Origin of the sequence: Flagellimonas maritima (assembly GCF_003269425.1) — a bacterium.
Classification (GTDB): domain Bacteria; phylum Bacteroidota; class Bacteroidia; order Flavobacteriales; family Flavobacteriaceae; genus Flagellimonas; species Flagellimonas maritima.
In genome coordinates this window covers 2,914,860-2,933,871 of the sequence record NZ_CP030104.1, presented here as the reverse complement: position 1 = coordinate 2,933,871, position 19,012 = coordinate 2,914,860, and the positions used below count along the sequence as shown (strand labels likewise).

Genomic DNA, 19,012 nt, shown 5'->3' with positions numbered 1-19,012 from the left:
GCTATGGATAGAAAATCTAAAATAGTATTGTTTGTCTTTTCCCTAGTGGTTGTGGGCATTATTGTGGCGGAAATTGTTAGGCCTAAACCCATAAATTGGAAACCTTCATACACTGCAAATTCAAAAATACCGTTCGGGTGTTATGTGCTGTATAATGAGTTGACCACTATGTTTGATAATAGTGAAATTAATACCGTTGAAGAAAGTGTTTATGACATCCTTGTGGATAGAGATAAATCAATAAAATCCAACTATCTGTTTATCAATGAGTTTATTGACCTTGACAAGCAGGAAACCAACCAAATCTTGGATTACGTAAACGAAGGAAATACAATTTTTATTTCTGCGACCGGCTTTGGTGGTTATTTATCCGATACGTTAAATATTAGCATAAACTCCGATTATAATTTAAAAGAAGGTTCATCTAAATTAAGTCTTACACACAAAAAATTTAAATCAGAAGAATTTGAACTCTCACGCGGAGTTTACAATAATCACTTTACCAGTTTAGATTCTGCCAATACAACTATTTTAGGGCATATAACCTATCTAAGAGAGGATTTTCTGGACGAACAGCCCAGTCAAAGCCATAAAAGAGTCAACTTTATAAAAACAAAATTTGGAAATGGCCATTTCCTTTTAAACACAACCCCACAAGCGTTTTCCAATTATTATATCCTAGGCGGAAACCAAGATTATGTTTCCCATACTTTTTCATATTTAGAAGACAGGGATATTCTATATTGGGACAACTATAAAAAAGCGGGACGTGCCATCATCAATTCGCCAATGCGATTTGTCTTAAATCAACCAGCGCTCAAATGGGCCTATTATTTAACGATTATAGGAGTTTTACTATTTGTTTTCTTTAAAAGTAAAAGGGAACAAAGAATTATTCCAGTGATTGAGCCATTAAAAAACTCATCTGTTGAATTTGCCCAAGCCGTAGGCTCATTATATAACCAAAACAAAGATTTCACAGACCTAATACATAAAAAACTTAACTATTTTCTAGAACATTTAAGAAGTAATCTTCACATTGATACTTCAATATTGAATGAAAAAACGATTCAGGTTTTAGCCTCCAAATCTGGAAAAGGAATGGAGGAAACCAAAAGCTTGATAAACTATATCATTGTGTTAAAAAACAAAACAACGCATACCGAACAGGATAGCATTGAACTAAATAAAAAAATAACTGCTTTTAAGCAATAATAGTATGGAAGAAAAAGAACAACAAGGGGGGGATTCATTGCAGTTTGATTCAAGAATAGACTTAACCAAACTGCAAGAGGCCGTTTCCCAAATAAAATCCGAATTGGGAAAAGTGATCATTGGCCAACAAAATATGATTGAACTGCTTATCGTTTCAATTCTTTCCAATGGTCATTCCCTAATAGAAGGTGTTCCGGGAGTGGCAAAAACAGTGACCGCGAAACTGCTGGCAAAAACCATGAATGTCGATTTTAGTCGCATTCAATTTACACCGGATTTAATGCCCAGTGATATTTTGGGGACTTCAATTTTTAATGTGAAAACTTCTGAATTTGAATTTAAGAAAGGTCCTTTGTTTTCCAATATCATCCTAATTGATGAAATCAATCGCGCTCCTGCCAAAACCCAAGCTGCCCTATTTGAGGCCATGGAGGAAAGACAAATTACAATCGATGGAACCCAATATAATATGGAGCCTCCCTTTTTGGTATTTGCTACTCAAAACCCCGTTGAACAAGAAGGAACCTATAGATTGCCAGAAGCCCAATTGGACCGTTTTCTTTTCAAAATCAATGTACACTATCCTACTCTCGAAGAAGAGGTGAAAATCCTTGAAAGAAAACACGAACAGAAAAATACCCAAATAGAAAAATTGATCACTCCTGTCCTATCAGCTAAGCAAATCGCAGAATATCAAAATACCATAAAAAAGATTATAGCGGAAAAAAACCTTATAAAATACATTGCTTCCATAGTGGACAATACCAGGGTCAATGCCAATCTTTTTCTAGGGGCATCACCAAGGGCTTCCATTGCTATCATGGATGCTTCCAAGGCATTGGCCGCTATAAATGGACGTGATTTTATTACACCTGATGATATTAAAAAAGTTGCAACACCGATCCTGGCGCACAGAATTATATTAACCCCGGAAAGGGAAATGGAAGGATTGACAGCGGAACAGGTAGTGGAACAGATAATAGAAGGTCTAGAGATTCCTAGATAACAACACTGATTTTGAAAAAATTCTTTAAACATATCTACTTACAAAAACGTTTTTTTATAGCGATTTCCATCATTGTTTTTGGCTTTTTACTCTCCTATATGGTAGAGGATATATTTGGTGCTGTTAAGCTATTATTTTATGTTTTCTCGCTTTTATTAATTGTTGATGTGCTATTGCTTTTTGCCTCAAAAGGTAAATTAGAAGGGCAGCGCGTCTTGCCGGATAAACTCTCTAATGGTGATGAGAATTTAATACTGCTGGAATTAACCAACAGTTATCTTTTTAAGGTCAGTGTCAAAATAATCGATGAAATTCCATTTCAATTTCAAAAAAGGGATTTTGGCCTGACCAGCAAAATAAAAAGTGGTGGAAGTAAAAGCTATGAATATATTCTTAGGCCAACAGAACGTGGCGTATATTCTTTTGGCAGCTTAAATCTATATGCCAGTTCCCCAATTGGCTTTCTAGCAAAAAAAAATGCATTCAATATAAACCAAGAAGTTCCGGTATATCCATCCTTTCTTCAACTTCAAAAATATGACCTGATTGCCTTTACCAACCGTTTGCACGAATTTGGCCTAAAAAAAATTAGACGTATTGGCCATACCATGGAATTTGAGCAAATTAAAGAGTATGTACAAGGTGATGATATTAGGAACATTAATTGGAAGGCAACAGCCAAGAGAAACCAATTAATGGTCAACCAATATCAAGATGAAAAATCGCAACCCATATACGCTGTTATTGATAAAGGAAGGGTAATGAAAATGCCCTTCAATGGACTGAGTCTTTTGGATTATGCCATTAATGCAACATTGGTAATTAGTAGCATCGCATTAAAAAAACAGGATAAAGCGGGTATGTTTTCATTTAGTGATAAAATTGAAAACCGCGTTGTAGCCGAGCGTAGAAGTTCGCAAATGCACCTGATCTTGGAAACACTTTATAATTTGGGAACTGACTTTATTGAAAGTGATTTTAGTAGACTGTATGTTGATGTCAAAAGAAATCTGAATCAAAGAAGTCTCTTGCTACTTTATACAAATTTTGAAACGTTGGATGCACTTCATAGACAATTACCGTATCTGCAGGCCTTAGCCAAAATACATCTATTGGTAGTCATATTTTTTGAAAATACGGAACTCAACTCCTTCGCCGAAAAAAAAGCAGAGACCGTTCAACAAATTTTTGAACAGACCATTGCTGAAAAATTTATATATGAGAAAAAGTTAATTGTAAATGAGCTCAGAAAGTATGGCATACAAACTATTTTGACCAAACCAGAAAATCTGACTATCAATACCATCAATAAATATTTGGAAATTAAGGCAAGAGGACTACTGTGATTACTGTTCTTTTAATTGAACAAAACCACTTCTTAAAAATGTTGTAGATAGACCAAATGAACTTAAACTAGGTAATTTTTCATTTGTAGTAAAGGAAGATTCATATTTTATGGCACCTCGTAAATCATCTATTTTCAAATCCTTGTTGGCATAATTTCCCCTAATTTTTTTATTCCTTTTCTTTGAAAAAATTTCTATGGCCACTCCTACGGTTATTCCACCGAGAATGGTTGCCGCCAAATCATCATTGTCCCATCCATTCGTTCTCTGGCCTGCATCAACAGCTTCTTTGGCAATACCAATAAGTGTACTTCCCGCAACTGCTCCAACAAAGGTCCATACTCTGTCACCATCAGAAGCATTTTTAGCGATACCGGCACCGGCAAGACCAAATAGATTGCCACCTAAAAAATGAAGCGCCTTATCACGTTCTATCTGACCATACGAATTAATGGACATAAGAAATAGTACAACTACGGTTATCAGCTGTTTCATGGCACTATAAAAATAAAGAAAGTAAGGTTATAAATTCCTGATTTCTTCTTTGGCCTTATTGAATTCCAAAATCAAATCATCGACAATTTCTGAAGCTGGCTTGATCTCGTGAATCAAACCTGAAACTTGTCCAATTTCCAGTTCTCCTTCGACCATATCGCCCTCGAACATACCCCGTTTCGCCCTTGCCCTTCCCAATAGGTTTTTTAAATCCTCGGTTGAAGCTCCTTTTGAATAAGCTTCCTGTATATCGTTATAGAATTTATTCTTGAGCAAACGCACAGGTGCAAGTTCCTTTAAGGTCAAATGTGTATCTCCTTCCTTTGCGTTTACAATCTGTTCCTTGAACAGATTATGCGATGAACCTTCAATGCTGGCAGCAAAACGACTTCCCACCTGAACACCGTCAGCTCCTAAGACCATAGCGGCCAGCATGGCACGACCGGTCGCGATTCCGCCTGCGGCCATCAATGGAATCTGTATCCTCTCTTTAACCGATGGAATCAGGACCATGGTTGTGGTTTCGTCCCTTCCGTTGTGACCTCCAGCTTCAAACCCTTCGGCAACTACCGCATCCACTCCTGCATCTTCGGCTTTTAGTGCAAATTTTACACTGCTCACCACATGTGCGACCGTAATTCCGTGGCCTTGCAAATAATTGGTCCAGGTTTTTGGATTACCCGCCGATGTAAAAACTATCTTAACTCCTCTTTTTAAGATGATTTCCATTAACTCCTCAATATTGGGATACAACATGGGAACGTTTACACCAAAAGGTCTGTCGGTTGCCTTTTGACACTTTTCAATATGCTCTTTCAACACATTAGGATACATACTGCCCGCTCCCAGCAAGCCCAATCCACCTGCATTTGAAACCGCAGATGCCAATCGCCATCCACTGGTCCAAACCATTCCGCCCTGTATGATGGGATATTTTATTCCGAAAAGTTGGGTGATTTTATTTTGGTCCATAAAGTTAGGAAATGACCCCTGAGCCGATAAGTTCATCATCAATATACCAAGCTACGAACTGCCCTTCGGTAATAGCCGATTGTTTTTCCTGAAAATCCACATAAAGTCCACTATCCGTTTTATGAAGTGTGGCTTTTTGCAATGGTTGCCTATAGCGAATTCTTGCTTTGACCTCCATAGTATCATCAACCTTCAAGGCTAAATCCTCACGAACCCAGTGCACTTCGTTTTCTTTCACAAAAAGTGTATTTCTTAAAAGTCCAGGATGTAATTTTCCTTGACCTGTATAAATAATATTCTTGTTCACATCTGTATCTATTACAAAAAGTGGCTCCTTGGTTCCCCCAACATTCAATCCTTTTCGCTGTCCTGTAGTAAAAAAGTGCGCACCTTGGTGTTCGCCAACTACCTTTCCATCTGTAAGGACATATGCTGGTTTCTTGGCTTGGAATTCCAATGCTGCCACCCTATCGTCAAAATGAGGAGTCTCTTTGGTAAAATATGGAGCATTGTTGGGCACCTCAACTATTACACCCTTTTTGGGCTTTAATTTTTGTTGCAGAAAGTCTGGCAGGTGTACTTTGCCAATAAAGCAAAGTCCCTGTGAATCTTTTTTATCAGCAGTTATCAAATCATGATCTGCTGCAATTTTTCTGACCTCGGGTTTTGTTAGATAACCAATAGGAAACAATGTTTTTGACAATTGCTCTTGAGAAAGCTGACATAGAAAATAGGATTGATCCTTATTATTGTCCAATCCCGATAGAAGCCGATAAGTTTCGGTTCCATCAGCATTTTCAATGATTCCTTTTCTACAATAATGTCCAGTAGCTACAAAATCGGCTCCCAGTTGCAAAGCTATCTTTAGGAATACATCAAATTTTATTTCACGGTTGCAAAGCACATCAGGATTTGGGGTCCTCCCCCTTTCATATTCATAGAACATATAATCCACAATACGTTCTTTATAGACTTCACTCAGATCAACTGTTTGAAATGGAATTCCAAGCTTTTCAGCTACAATAAGAGCATCATTGCTGTCCTCCACCCAAGGGCATTCATCGGAAATGATTACAGAATCGTCATGCCAATTCTTCATAAAAAGACCGATGACCTCGTAGCCTTGTTCTTTTAATAAATGTGCGGTAACGCTAGAATCAACCCCACCTGAAAGTCCTACAACAACTTTTTTCAACTTGTTTTCTTATTTAAAATGCAAAATTACAAATTATGCGTTGATTCCAATCTCAATAAAAATATCACCGCTTTCTCCAAATTTAGTGACCGTAAGCATCTCAGATTTACCTTAAAGGAAAGCATTTGTAAATAGCTACTTTGCATATACATGATATTGGTGACATCGTTTCATGTGAATACCGATTTAGATATTAATAAGGCTACCAGTAGCTGTATTATTCATAGAATATACAAAAATTACTTCCTAGAATCTTAGTGTTTTCTTAAAAAAAATATGGATTTTCTACGCAATAGACCTCATTTTTTTCGGAATAGAGCACCTTTTCATATCAATGTTGTTAAACTTTTTATAAATATAAATAAACAAAAGCAACGTATTTTGTTTAATAACATCTTTGAGGTGTTAAACAATATAAATCTAAAAATTATCACATGAAAGCACTGATTAAATTTTCTAAGTTTACTTTATTGGCATTTGCCTTTATATTTACATCCTGTTCGGATGATGACGATAATGGTCCTGATAATCCTGGACCAACTGCAAACATAGTGGTCACTGCACAAGCCACAACAGAATTGAGCAGCTTGGTGAGTGCATTGCAAAAAGCTGATGAAAGCGCCGACAGTGATTTAATTGGTGCTTTAAGTGGTGACGGTCCTTTCACGGTCTTTGCACCTACCAATGCTGCCTTTACTGATTTACTTGCACAATTGGATGGATATTCTTCTTTAGATGATTTTAATACGCAAGAATTACAAAATCTTTTGGCAGTAATATTAAAATACCATGTAATTTCCGGTGATGCTGCATTTTCCACAGATTTAAGCGATGGTCAGACCTTGAACACTTTACAAGAAGGAGCAACTTTACAGGTCTCAACTCAAGGTGGGGTATTTATTATCGATGCTACAAACGTAGATGCCGAAGTAACTACCGCTAATGTCGAAACTACAAATGGAGTAGTCCACATTATCGACAAAGTTCTTTTGCCACAAGCTATTTTGGATGAATTGGCCGATATTATTTTAGTTTCAATAACTGACTTGGCTATCGGTAACGATAACTTAGAAAACTTAGTTGCCGCTTTAATCGCTGCAAATGAAGATTTACCTACTGTATTGAGAGGCGATGGTCCATTTACTGTACTTGCACCAACAGATGAGGCTTTTGAAAATTTCTTAGGAGGAGATGAACTTGGTGATATTCCTGTTGAAACATTGACCAATGTACTAAAGAATCATGTAATCAACGGAGAATTGTTCAAAGCTGACTTGGAAGCTGAAGGTTCAGGGTATGCAAATACTCTTGCCATAGGAGCAGGAGATCAGAACATAAGTCTTTTTTACGAAGTAGATGGTGATGATGTTGAATTCAACGGAGGTCCAAATGTGGAAACAGCAGATATAAAAGCTTTAAACGGTGTTGTACACATTGTGGATGAGGTTATAGATTTACCAAATATTGTAGATCATGCACTTGCCAATCCAGAATTGGCAGATTTGGTTACTGAATTAACTGACGGCGGAAACACCACATTCACGGATTTACTTTCTAATGAAGAAGAAGTATATACTGTGTTTGCACCGGTCAATGCTGCATTTGATGCATTCACCAATCCCAATTCCAATCCTATCGGTGATGTGCTTTCCAATCACGTTGTAGTTGGTGCTGCCGCATTCAGTAGTGGATTGACAAATTCTTATGTAAACACATTTGCAGAGTTTGACACAGATGAAAATTTGAGCCTATATATTAATACAGATGATGATACCGTAACATTAAACGGTTCAAGTGAAGTTGCCATCGCGGATATCGTTGCGACCAACGGCGTAATCCATGCCGTAGATGCTGTAATCGACTTGCCAACAGTTGTGACATTTGCAACCGCTGATCCTAATTTTACTACACTCGTACAAGCACTGACCACATTGACGCCAGGTACTGATTTTGTAGATATCCTATCAGCACAAGATGGAAACGGGGATGATCCATTCACCGTATTTGCTCCTACCAATGATGCTTTCACTGCACTTGCTACAATTCCAGCTGAGGCTGATTTGACGCCAATTCTTCAACATCATGTTATCGATGGCGAAAACATAAGATCAGGAGACTTGACCGCGAATGGTGTAACCGTTACCCCAGCTACTTTAGAGGGCGATACCTTCTCTATTACGCTCCCAGGTACTGATAGCAATATAGCCGATATTACTGATGGAGCAGGAAATACAGGAATAGGTATTGATGCAGTAGATGTACAGGCAATCAATGGTGTTATCCATGTAGTGGACACTGTTTTGATTCCAGATACAGAAAATTAAAATTTAAAAAAAGCGGATCGCTAGAACACGGTCCGCTTTTTTATTCACAATTAATAACCCTAAGAACACTTTAAAATGAAAAAAATTTTACAATTTAGGAGCTATCTCTTTCTAATGGCTCTCATGGTATTTTCGTTTTCTTCTTGCGATAATGAAGATGACGGAGCAACGGACAAATCAGAAGAAGCGCAGAGTACGATTGTAGAAACTGCACAAAACACAGATGCCTTGGCTTCCTTGGTGGCAGCACTTACAAAAGCTGACGAAAACGATGATTCAGATTTGGTTGCCACACTTAACGGAAAAGGCACATTCACCGTCTTTGCACCGACCAATGATGCTTTTACAGACTTATTAAATGATTTGGATGATTTTGATTCTTTAGATGATTTTAATACTCCTGAAAAAAGGGCGATACTGGCAACTATTTTAAAATATCATGTCGTTTCCGGTATAGCAGCTGAATCTACAGATTTAGAAGATGAACAAAAAATTTCAACGGTTCAAGGAGAGGACGTTACTGTACGTCTTGAAGACGGACGTGTATTTATAGATGATGCAACGGATATAGATGCCGAAGTAATCATTGCAGATGTAAATACTTCAAATGGAATTGTTCATGTAATAAACAAAGTGTTGGTACCACAGGAAATCATCAATGCCCTTAACGGCAATGAGTCAACTTTGGTGGATATCGTTGTTGCAACGGAAACATTGTCAATATTGGAACAAGCTGTAATAAAAGCAGGTCTAGTGGATACGCTCAACAGTGAAGGACCATTTACAGTATTTGCACCTACCGATGATGCTTTTGAAACATTATTTATGATATTAGGAGATACTTATAACACTCTTGATGATTTTGATTCTGAGGAAGAGATGGAATTGCTCAAGAATGTTCTTTTATATCACGTTGTTCCAGCCAAAGTATTGAAAGCAAATTTAGAAGCGGGCGATGTTCCCACAGCTTTTACAGACAATTCATTGACAATAATAGAAAAGGATGGCACTTTTGTGATTGGAGATGCTTCGGAAATTAAAGCCAACATTACTGCAACGGATATTTTGGCATCCAACGGAGTCGCACATACCATAGATAAAGTATTATTGCCCCAAGCAGCAATTGATTTTGCTGCATCCATTCAGTTAAAAAATATTGTGGAAATTGCTATTGAAACTGAAGATTTAAGCCTTTTGGTCAAAGCACTGCAAACCGCAAATGCCGGTTTGGTAGAAACTTTAAGCGGAAAAGGACCATTTACCGTATTTGCACCAACTAATGCCGCATTTGCAGATTTATTGGATGTACTAGGTGATGGTTACAACGGCCTTTCCGACTTTAACTCTCAAGAAGAAATTGACCTTTTGGTAGATATTCTTACTTATCACGTAATTTCAGGTACTGCTGCCTTTTCATCGAATTTGGAAGATGAACAACAAATACCGACTGTATTTGGGGATGTATTGGAAATCGATTTAGATGGGGATTCTATAGAAATTATTGATGCAAGTGATAATAATGCTACTGTTGTCATAAAAGATGTGGCAGCGAGCAATGGTGTAGTTCACGTAATAGATAAGGTTTTGCTTCCTCAAGTGGCTTTGGATTTTGTTGCTAAGCTCCAATTAAAGAATATCGTTGAGATTGCCATTGAAACAGATGATTTGGATTTACTTGTTCAGGCCTTGCAGACAGCAAACGCAGGACTTGTAGAAACCTTGAGCGGGGATGGACCGTTTACAGTATTCGCACCTACCAATAAAGCTTTTAAGAATCTCCTAAATCTATTGGGTGACGACTTCAACAGCCTTTCTGATTTCGATACGCAAGATGAAAGAGACTTATTGGTAACAGTTCTAACATATCATGTAATTGCTGGTAAGGCTGCATTTTCTGATGACTTAAATAATGGAGATCAAATTGCGACTTTTCAAGGAGAGAATGTAGGTATTAATATTAAAAATAGTACCATCCATGTCGAAGATGCAACAGATGCCAATGCAACCGTTGTAGTTGAGGATGTTGAAGCAAGTAATGGTGTGGTACATATTATTGATAAGGTGTTGCTTCCACAAGCTGCTTTGGACATACTTTTTCCACCTACGCCCAACATTGTACAATTGGCACAATCTGTAGATGATTTAAGCCTATTGGTAGCTGCGCTGATTCAAGCTGATGCAGGTCTGGTCGATGCACTTAGTGGAGATGGACCGTTTACTGTTTTTGCACCCACGAACGAAGCCTTTGAAAATTTGTTACATAATTTAGGAAGTCAATACAATAGCCTGGAAGATTTTGATACTGCTGAAGAAAGAGCACTTTTAGCAAAATTATTGACATACCATGTAATCTCAGATCAAGCCATCACTTCATCTGAACTTACAGGTCATAAAGTCCTAAAAACATTACAGGGAGAAAATATTGAAGCGATAGGAGGACATCCTATAAAAATTAGGGATAAAACCCACGATTTAGCCAAAGTTATCGGAGCGGATAATGAAGCTAGTAACGGCATCGTCCATATTATTGATAAAGTGCTCGTGCCACAAGAGATAATAGATGCATTACATTAAATAAATATTTCAAAAACTTATTTTTTGTAAGTCTAATTCTACTAAAGAACCCCCATATTTAAAAATATGGGGGTTCGTTTATCTATAGGATTTGCTGTTCGTCGATGAGACATCAAAAGGGGTGTCTTTACCATACAAAAACAGCTCCTTTACAACTATTAATTTTTTTCGACTTTTTTATGCAGCATCTTTGGAGTCCCAAATCTTACCAAACTATACCCTTCAGTGGTAAAAGCTCTCCCAAAATTACGGGAGAGTTTTTTATTAAAAAATAGTGATAATCGTAATTTTTGTTATTCTTCCTCTTCCTCTTCAAGAATGTCTATAATCTCATAACCATCATCAACAGCCTGGTATACCGCTTGGTTCAGTTCGTATGCTGAGACACCTTCAAAATCTATTTCTTCAGCATCTTCAGGAAGTTCGTTAACTACTGCACCAATGGGGGGAAGCGTAACCTCATATTCATCCTCTATCGGTTTATAGAAAACTCCATCGGCATATTGGTAACCGACACCTCTCACCGTCAAAGCTATTGCGGTAGCGGGTAAAATTCTTCTACGAAAACCTCTTGGTGGAAAGGTTCTTACATATATATTGTTTCTTTGAACAAAATACATTCCGCCAACAGGATAATAACTGGCTCTCCTAAAAACGATTGGGCGGGTATTGGCGGGTAAACGTCTCAATGTTCTTCTGGCAACCCTTCTATTTTGCCTCCTAATTTTTCTTTTGACTCTTCTTTCTTTGCGAACAGTTCTGACTGTTGTGCGCCTTACTTGTGCTTCAACATATTCAGTAGAACCAACAAAGATAAAAGCAAAAATAAAAAGCGCTAGTTTCAGATTTTTCATAGTATTGTATTGATTATTTCACAAGTTTAGACCACAAATTAAACTAAAGGTTTAAAACTGTAATGAAAATAATAATTACCTAGATACTATTTTATCTTTTGCCTGTCTTCTTTTGAGCTTCGGCCTGTTCCATCATCTCGCGCATTTTTTTCTGAAACTTATTCTCCTTCTTTGGCTTCTTTTTGTTTTCCTGAATCTGCGCGTGAATCTTGTCCTCATCCAAAATATAATTTTTAATGGCGAGCATGATAAAAATTGTTATCAGATTGGAAACAAAGTAATATAGACTAAGACCACTGGCATAATTATTAAAGAAAAACAACATCATTACCGGAGACAGGTACATAATGAATTTCATGTTGGGCATACCTGGCTGTTGTTGCATCTGCATGCTCTGTCCCGTGGTCATCATCATATAGAAAAAAATCGCGACCGATGCCAATATTGGAAATAGACTTACATGGTCTCCATAAAAGGGAATGGCAAAAGGTAAATTAAAAATGGTGTCATAAGAAGATAAATCTTCAGCCCATAAAAAAGATTTTTGTCGCAACGCAAAAGAAGTTGGAAAGAACATGAACAACGAGTAGAATATAGGCAATTGTAAAAGTGCAGGCACACAACCGCTCATGGGGCTTACCCCTGCTTTATTGTAAAGCTTCATGGTCTCCTGCTGCTTTTTCATGGCATTGTCCTTATACTTCTCGTTTAATTCCGTAATCTCTGGCTTTAGAACTTTCATTTTTGCCTGGGAAAGATATGATTTGTACGTAACCGGAGATAAGGCCAAACGAACAATAATGGTCATAACGATTATCGCTATCCCATAGGGAAGAAAAGAACTCAAAAATGTATAAAATGGTGTAAAGACATATCTGTTTATCCAACCAAATATGCCCCATCCAAAAGGAATGGACTCAACCAGGCCCAAATCCTCATAATCTTCCAGAACCTTTACATCCGTAGGGCCATAATACCAATACATATTTTGTGAGAACTCACCTGCCTGCAGCTCCAAAGAAGCTTTTGTGGAGTATTGCTTTGTAAACAATGTTTCCTTGGTTTCCTCTTCAACTAAATTTTTGGAGCGTAGTTGCGCGCTTTTAAAACGATCGTCCGTAGCAAGAATCGAACTAAAAAAATGTTGGCGGTAGGAAAGCCATTTTATCTCCTCTTCTGTTTCCTCGTCCAGTTCACTGCTTTCTGAAAGCTTGCTTATCTTCCCATCCTCATGATTGTAGGTCAGGCGCGTATACCTATTTTCATATTGTACACTCTTATCATGGCGCATTGCTTTTAAGTCCCATTCCAGTTCAACAGGACGGCTTGAATTGATTACCCCGTTAAGTCCCTGGGAGCGTACCGTAAAATCTACCAAATAGTCATTTGGCTTCATTTCATAACGATATTCCAAAAATTGGTTCTCGGAAATCTTCGCTTTCATCGACAATATTTGATTGTCACCGCTTTTTGATAATGTGGGTTCAAAAAACAAATCCAAAGTATTCAACACCCTATTGTCAGAAGTAGAAAAATTAATTCCGAACTTGGCATTGGAATCTTTGACCAAATAGACAGCTATGGAGTCATGGTTTACAAAATTCTTCATTTTGGCCTCCACTATTTGGCCTCCTTTATTGTCAACTTCCAAAAGAAGTAACTCGTTCTCCAATATAGTTGTTCCCGCTGAAGCTGTGGTAAATCCAAAAGCCCCAACTGTACTTTTATAATTGGCAAGTGCTGTGGAATCCTGCAAGTTTATTGGTTTTTGCTCTTCCACTATAACAGGTTCCGAAATTTTTTCCTTTTTTTCTGCTGCAACATCAATTTTCTCTTGTTCAGCTTTTTGAGCTTCGAGCTCTTCTGGTGTGGGCTGATTTTGGTAAAACATAAAGACAAGTATCCCAAAAATCAATACAAAACCTATGATGGAATTGATATCCAGCTTTTTTTCTTCCATGAAAGTTATTTAGTGAAAAATCCTCTTTTCCGCCTTTTCAGGTGGCAAATATATGTCCAAAACTGGAGTTTATGCCAAACTGGCATTAGTTTGTTTCTGTTTTTGTGCTAAAACTGCTTTTACAAAACCAACGAACAAAGGATGCGGGTTTGCAACGGTACTTTTATATTCTGGATGGTACTGAACACCAATAAACCATGGATGTGAAGGTAGTTCAATGACCTCTACCAAACCGGTTTTTGGATTTAGGCCCGTAGCCATCAATCCTGCGTCTTCCATTTTTGCCCTATATTCATTATTGAACTCAAATCGATGTCTATGACGTTCGGTAATATCGGTTTCTCCATAAATTTTATATACCAAGCTATCTTTTTTGAGCTCACAGTCCCAAGCACCCAATCGCATGGTCCCGCCCATATCCGTTACCAATTTTTGTTCTTCCATAAGACTAATTACAGGATGCTGGGTTTCTTCGTCCATCTCAGTGGAATTGGCATCAGGTAAGTTTAAAACGTTGCGCGCAAATTCTATTACCGCCATTTGCATTCCCAAACAGATGCCCAAAAAAGGAATATCGTTTTCACGCGCATAGGTTACTGCATATATTTTGCCTTCAATACCACGTTCGCCAAATCCCGGGGCGACAAGAATACCATCGAGTCCTTGCATTTTCTTCTCAACATTTCCTTTGGAAATATATTCGGAATGAATGGATTTTACTTCGACATTGACTTCATTGGCCGCTCCTGCATGAATGAAAGATTCCAATATGGATTTATAAGAATCCTGAAGTTCTACATATTTGCCCACAAGGCCTATGGTAACTTTATTTTTGGGATTTTTGTGTTTTTTCAAGAATTGCTCCCACTGCTCAAGATTGGTTTCTGTATCCTTGGCCAGGTCCAATTTTTCTAAAGCAACAATATCCAATCCCTCCTCTTGCATAAGAACAGGAACGTCATAAATGGTGGATGCATCGATAGATTGTATTACTGCTTCTTTCTTTACGTTACAGAAAAGCGCAAGTTTTTGCTTAATTTCTTCAGATATTTCATGTTCCGTCCTACACACCAATATATCGGCCTTTATACCGCTTTCCATTAAAGTTTTTACGGAGTGTTGTGTCGGTTTTGTTTTTAGTTCGCCCGCAGCAGATAAATAAGGGACCAAGGTCAAATGGATTACGATTCCGTTATTGTCGCCCAATTCCCATAATAATTGTCTTACTGCCTCAATATAGGGAAGCGATTCAATATCGCCCACGGTTCCTCCTATTTCCGTAATAACAATGTCATAGTCGCCACTGTTGCCCAATATCTGAATACGTTCTTTTATCTCGTTGGTAATATGTGGAACAACCTGTACGGTCTTTCCCAAAAACTCGCCCCTCCGTTCTTTTTCTATTACGCTTTGGTATATTCTACCTGTAGTTACATTATTAGCTTGCGATGTACGGACATTCAGAAAACGTTCATAGTGCCCCAAATCCAAATCGGTCTCTGCTCCATCATCGGTCACATAACATTCGCCATGTTCATAGGGATTGAGCGTACCTGGATCAACATTGATGTAGGGATCAAGCTTTTGTATAGTAGTTCGGTAACCTCTGGCCTGTAAGAGCTTTGCCAAAGATGCAGCAATAATTCCTTTACCTAAAGAAGAAGTTACACCGCCCGTAACGAAAATATACTTTGTCTGTGACATATTCGGGATTTCTATTACGGGGCGTAAAGTTACGAATTGAAGAATAAAACGAATGGTAAATCCCTCAAAAAAATGTTTGAAGATGAAACATATAAATCCTTGATTAAATTTGAGATAAAACCTGCGCGCACAAAATCCAAAGTATGACAATAGAACGTATATAACCCATGGAAATCTCAGTAATCGATATTCTATTTATAAATCAACACAAATCCTTTAGCGAAATTCATGAAACTAAATTTAAATGTAGTAGCCCTATTTCTATGTTTGTTCGTTCTTTCCATAAGTTCCTGCAGCGATAGTTTTGAACCCTCAGACATCTTAATAGATGAAACCAATGAGGAACTGAGTGTAGATGATGATGATGATACATCTTCAGATGATGATTCTAACGATGATGAAGACAATTCATCAGATGATGACTCAGATGAAGATAGGGATGATTCCTCAGATGACGATTCAAACGATGGCGAAGAAGAAAATGACGATGATTCTACGGAGGATGATTCAGGTGATGATGAAGAAGAAAATGGAGATGGTTCTTCAGATGATGATGATTCTACAGGCGATGAATCCGATGATGAAAATACGGATGACCAGACGGATGATGAAACGGACGAAGGCGATGAAACTGATGATGGTGACAATACAGACGATGACGATACAAACGATGATGCTCAACCATTGATTATAGGAAGCTGGGAACTGGTCAGCGCAACCATAGCAGATGGCCGAGCTTCAACCATGGTTCAAAATGCTGGAGTTGTTGAATTTTCGTTTACATCATCTTCAAAAGATGAAAATGCACAGATTACATTTTCAGGCAATCCAAATACAGTGAACGGTAGCGGTCAATATACCAATGTGATTTCTTATACACTTTTTGGTCAAGCTTTTACAGACGAGTCATTTTTAGAGAGCCCAATAACCAATGGGACATGGCAATTGGAAAATGATAACCTGACCATTAATGGTGATGAAGATGTACCTAGTGACTATACTATCGTTGAGCTTACCGCCAATAGAATGGTTTTGGAAGTAGTTTTTGATAGAACAATTCCTGTTGGCGAATTGAATGTAGATGCAACAGGCACGTTGGTTATAGTGCTCAATAAGATGTAATGCCTTCCTAAGACTCCTTGGGAAATTGTTTTGAATTTTTCTAATGATATGCTCAAGACCGTTGTCTTTAATATCCAGCATAGCACTTAAATAATCGCCCAACTTTCCCTTGGGGAAACCTTTTTGTCTAAACCATATTAAATAGGGCAAAGGCAAATCCACCAAATACATATCCTTGAATTTACCAAATGGCATTTTGTAGTGTGCAAGTTCCATTAATTTCTCTCTATCTGGCTTAATTTCCATTTGTATGTCTAAAATACTATCTTTCTGTTAATAAATTCCTCATAGTGAAGCGAAGAAATTTTATTACAGCGGTGGCTGCCAGTTCTGCAGGTTTAGTATCTACCACATCAATGGCACAAATGCAACAAAAAGATTTTGCCCTAAAAAACAATCTGAACCATAGTGTATGCCAATGGTGCTTTAATTATCTACCACTGGAAGAATTTCTCCAAGTATTGAATAATTTAGGTATAAAGGCAATCGACCTCATCGCACCAAAAGATTGGCCACTTCTAAAAAAATACGATATTCATTGTTCCATGTGCAGATGCACGGAAATCAGTTTGACAGATGGATGGAACGACCCAAAATACCATGAGAAGCTCATCGAAGATTATAAAAAAACCATTCCACAAGTTGCAGAAGCAGGTTATACAAACTTAATCTGCTTTAGTGGAAATCGTAGGGGAATAAATGATTATGTAGGTTTACAAAACTGTGTGGACGGACTCTCTAAGATTATCCCTTTGGCAGAAAAACACGGAGTTGTAATTCAAATGGAACTCTTTAACCAAATTGACCATCCGGATTATATGTGCGATAGTTCCATTTGGGGCGTTGAACTTTGTAAGCGTCTGGGAAGTGACAATTTTAAACTCCTTTTTGATATTTACCACATGCAAATACAAGAAGGAGATATTATTCGTAGCATTCAAAACTACCATCCATATTTTGGTCACTATCATACCGCGGGCGTTCCTGGAAGGCATGAAATAGACGAAAGCCAGGAACTTTACTACCCCGCTATAATGAAAGCTATTCTGGATACAGGTTTTAAAGGGCATGTGGCCCAAGAATTCATCGTAACGTGGGAAGATAAAATAGCAGCATTAAAAGATGCCTTTTTACGATGTGACGTCTAAGTCACTCCAATAAAGTTGGAACAATATAATCGTTCATCAACTCATCAGTATAAGCATGTGCTTTTCTGTTGCCATAATTGGTAGTTGTAATTACTACGACAGCATCAAGTGACGGAATTGAAAGTACTTTCTGTCCGCCATTCCCGGACATATAGTATGCATTATATTTGGTTTCCTTTCCAAAAGATTTTATCCAAAGTAAATAACCATAATCAACATTTTCCCTAGCGTTAACTTTTGGTGTGGTAGCTTTGGCTATCCATTCTTTGGAAAGAACTTGCTTACCGCTCCATTGACCGTCTTGCAGAAACATTTGAATAATTTTTAAAAAGTCACGACTTTTATATTCACTTCCACCGGCAGTATTTAAAGTTTTGGACGGGTTATAGTGTAATTTGTAATCCTTAATATCCAAAGGGTCAAACAGATTTTCTTTTGCAAAATTATCCAGCGGCATTTTTACTGCACTCTCAATCACCTCTGCCATTGCCGCGGCCCCTGCAGAACAATAGCTCATTATTCTCGCATAAGGAGAATCTTCAGGTTTTGGCCCAAAAGGATAAGAACGAATGGGTAAATCCAGAAAAAACTGTAGCCAATCCTCCACTATATACATACGTTCCTCATTTCCCCTTGAAAACATATTACCATCATCACATTCCAAGATGGAACTCATGGTAAGTAAATCTTCTATAGAAATATCTTGTTTTCTTGGATCTTGATTTTTTAAAGGTAGTTTTGCTTCAACATAATCCAAAATCTTATCCTTTTCCGATTTAATGTAACCTTTATCTATGGCAATACCGGTTAATATGCTGGCCATAGTTTTGGTAACGGACCGGGTGTTGTGCATCGTATTTTGGTTTGCCCCGTTAAAGTACTTCTCAAATAAAAGATTTCCATTTTTGGCAATCAGCACGCTCGTGATTGCTTCATAATCACCGTTGGTTATCTTTTCTTCCATCTGTTTGAACAGCGGATATTCGCTTTTATTTTTTTCTGAGAAATCTATTTGCGCATTCGATAAAAAAGGAATTGTAACAAAAATTGTTAGAAGAGATATTCTTTTCATTATATGGATTTAGATTATCCAAACA

14 protein-coding genes and 1 pseudogene are annotated in these 19,012 nt (G+C 37.7%); 7 read left to right on the top strand and 8 right to left on the bottom strand.

Going from position 1 to position 19,012, the window contains the following annotated elements:
- The first annotated feature begins 3 nt into the window (after positions 1 to 3).
- From HME9304_RS13000 to HME9304_RS12990, 3 genes are read left to right on the top strand one after another with little or no spacing between them, the layout of a single operon-like run.
- A complete protein-coding gene (locus HME9304_RS13000) occupies positions 4 to 1,215 on the top strand; it encodes a DUF4350 domain-containing protein (protein ID WP_112378994.1) in 1,212 nt (403 codons plus the stop codon).
- Between the two features lie 4 nt (positions 1,216 to 1,219).
- On the top strand, positions 1,220 to 2,221 hold the full coding sequence (locus HME9304_RS12995; RefSeq protein WP_112378993.1) for an AAA family ATPase: 1,002 nt from the start codon (positions 1,220 to 1,222) through the stop codon (positions 2,219 to 2,221).
- An 11-nt stretch (positions 2,222 to 2,232) separates the two neighbouring features.
- Positions 2,233 to 3,567 carry a DUF58 domain-containing protein gene (locus HME9304_RS12990; protein ID WP_239023277.1) on the top strand — a complete coding sequence of 445 codons (1,335 nt, stop codon included), beginning with the start codon at positions 2,233 to 2,235 and terminating at the stop codon, positions 3,565 to 3,567.
- Here HME9304_RS12990 and HME9304_RS12985 read toward each other — a convergent pair whose 3' ends face one another.
- Genes HME9304_RS12985 through mnmA form a run of 3 tightly spaced genes read right to left on the bottom strand, consistent with a single transcriptional unit; the run spans position 3,568 to position 6,229 of the window.
- Positions 3,568 to 4,062: a YfiM family lipoprotein gene (locus HME9304_RS12985; RefSeq protein WP_206170475.1), complete on the bottom strand. Its 495-nt coding sequence runs from the start codon at positions 4,060 to 4,062 to the stop codon at positions 3,568 to 3,570.
- A 27-nt stretch (positions 4,063 to 4,089) separates the two neighbouring features.
- On the bottom strand, positions 4,090 to 5,034 hold the full coding sequence (locus HME9304_RS12980) for an NAD(P)H-dependent flavin oxidoreductase (RefSeq protein WP_112378991.1): 945 nt from the start codon (positions 5,032 to 5,034) through the stop codon (positions 4,090 to 4,092).
- Between the two features lie 4 nt (positions 5,035 to 5,038).
- Complete coding sequence (gene mnmA, locus HME9304_RS12975) at positions 5,039 to 6,229, bottom strand: tRNA 2-thiouridine(34) synthase MnmA (RefSeq protein WP_112378990.1); 1,191 nt, start codon at positions 6,227 to 6,229, stop codon at positions 5,039 to 5,041.
- A gap of 434 nt (positions 6,230 to 6,663) precedes the next feature.
- Between mnmA and HME9304_RS12970 the strand changes: the two genes are divergently transcribed.
- Positions 6,664 to 8,553 carry a fasciclin domain-containing protein gene (locus HME9304_RS12970; protein ID WP_112378989.1) on the top strand — a complete coding sequence of 630 codons (1,890 nt, stop codon included), beginning with the start codon at positions 6,664 to 6,666 and terminating at the stop codon, positions 8,551 to 8,553.
- A 75-nt stretch (positions 8,554 to 8,628) separates the two neighbouring features.
- On the top strand, positions 8,629 to 11,127 hold the full coding sequence (locus HME9304_RS12965; protein WP_112378988.1) for a fasciclin domain-containing protein: 2,499 nt from the start codon (positions 8,629 to 8,631) through the stop codon (positions 11,125 to 11,127).
- Between the two features lie 293 nt (positions 11,128 to 11,420).
- On the opposite strand, the gene HME9304_RS12960 is transcribed toward HME9304_RS12965, so the two are convergent.
- The 3 genes from HME9304_RS12960 to HME9304_RS12950 all read right to left on the bottom strand — a co-directional run bounded on the left by HME9304_RS12960 (position 11,421) and on the right by HME9304_RS12950 (position 15,645).
- The gene (locus tag HME9304_RS12960) at positions 11,421 to 11,981 is read right to left on the bottom strand and encodes a DUF6515 family protein (RefSeq protein WP_112378987.1); all 561 of its coding nucleotides are present in this window, start codon (positions 11,979 to 11,981) and stop codon (positions 11,421 to 11,423) included.
- 91 nt (positions 11,982 to 12,072) lie between these two features.
- Positions 12,073 to 13,941 (bottom strand): membrane protein insertase YidC, encoded by a 1,869-nt coding sequence (gene yidC, locus HME9304_RS12955; RefSeq protein WP_112378986.1) that lies wholly within the window; start codon positions 13,939 to 13,941, stop codon positions 12,073 to 12,075.
- Positions 13,942 to 14,010: 69 nt separating this feature from the next.
- Complete coding sequence (locus HME9304_RS12950) at positions 14,011 to 15,645, bottom strand: CTP synthase (protein ID WP_112378985.1); 1,635 nt, start codon at positions 15,643 to 15,645, stop codon at positions 14,011 to 14,013.
- 228 nt (positions 15,646 to 15,873) lie between these two features.
- On the opposite strand from HME9304_RS12950, the gene HME9304_RS12945 reads away from it, so the two are divergent.
- Positions 15,874 to 16,767 carry a lipocalin-like domain-containing protein gene (locus tag HME9304_RS12945; RefSeq protein WP_112378984.1) on the top strand — a complete coding sequence of 298 codons (894 nt, stop codon included), beginning with the start codon at positions 15,874 to 15,876 and terminating at the stop codon, positions 16,765 to 16,767.
- Positions 16,768 to 16,782: 15 nt separating this feature from the next.
- Here HME9304_RS12945 and HME9304_RS12940 read toward each other — a convergent pair.
- Positions 16,783 to 17,013: pseudogene (locus HME9304_RS12940) on the bottom strand (DUF3820 family protein); the annotation flags it as partial.
- 44 nt (positions 17,014 to 17,057) lie between these two features.
- Between HME9304_RS12940 and HME9304_RS12935 the strand changes: the two are divergent.
- The gene (locus HME9304_RS12935) at positions 17,058 to 17,915 is read left to right on the top strand and encodes a hydroxypyruvate isomerase family protein (RefSeq protein ID WP_112378983.1); all 858 of its coding nucleotides are present in this window, start codon (positions 17,058 to 17,060) and stop codon (positions 17,913 to 17,915) included.
- 1 nt (position 17,916) lies between these two features.
- Here the strand turns inward: HME9304_RS12935 and HME9304_RS12930 are convergent, their stop codons facing one another.
- Positions 17,917 to 18,987 carry a serine hydrolase domain-containing protein gene (locus HME9304_RS12930; RefSeq protein WP_112378982.1) on the bottom strand — a complete coding sequence of 357 codons (1,071 nt, stop codon included), beginning with the start codon at positions 18,985 to 18,987 and terminating at the stop codon, positions 17,917 to 17,919.
- Positions 18,988 to 19,012 lie beyond the last annotated feature (25 nt).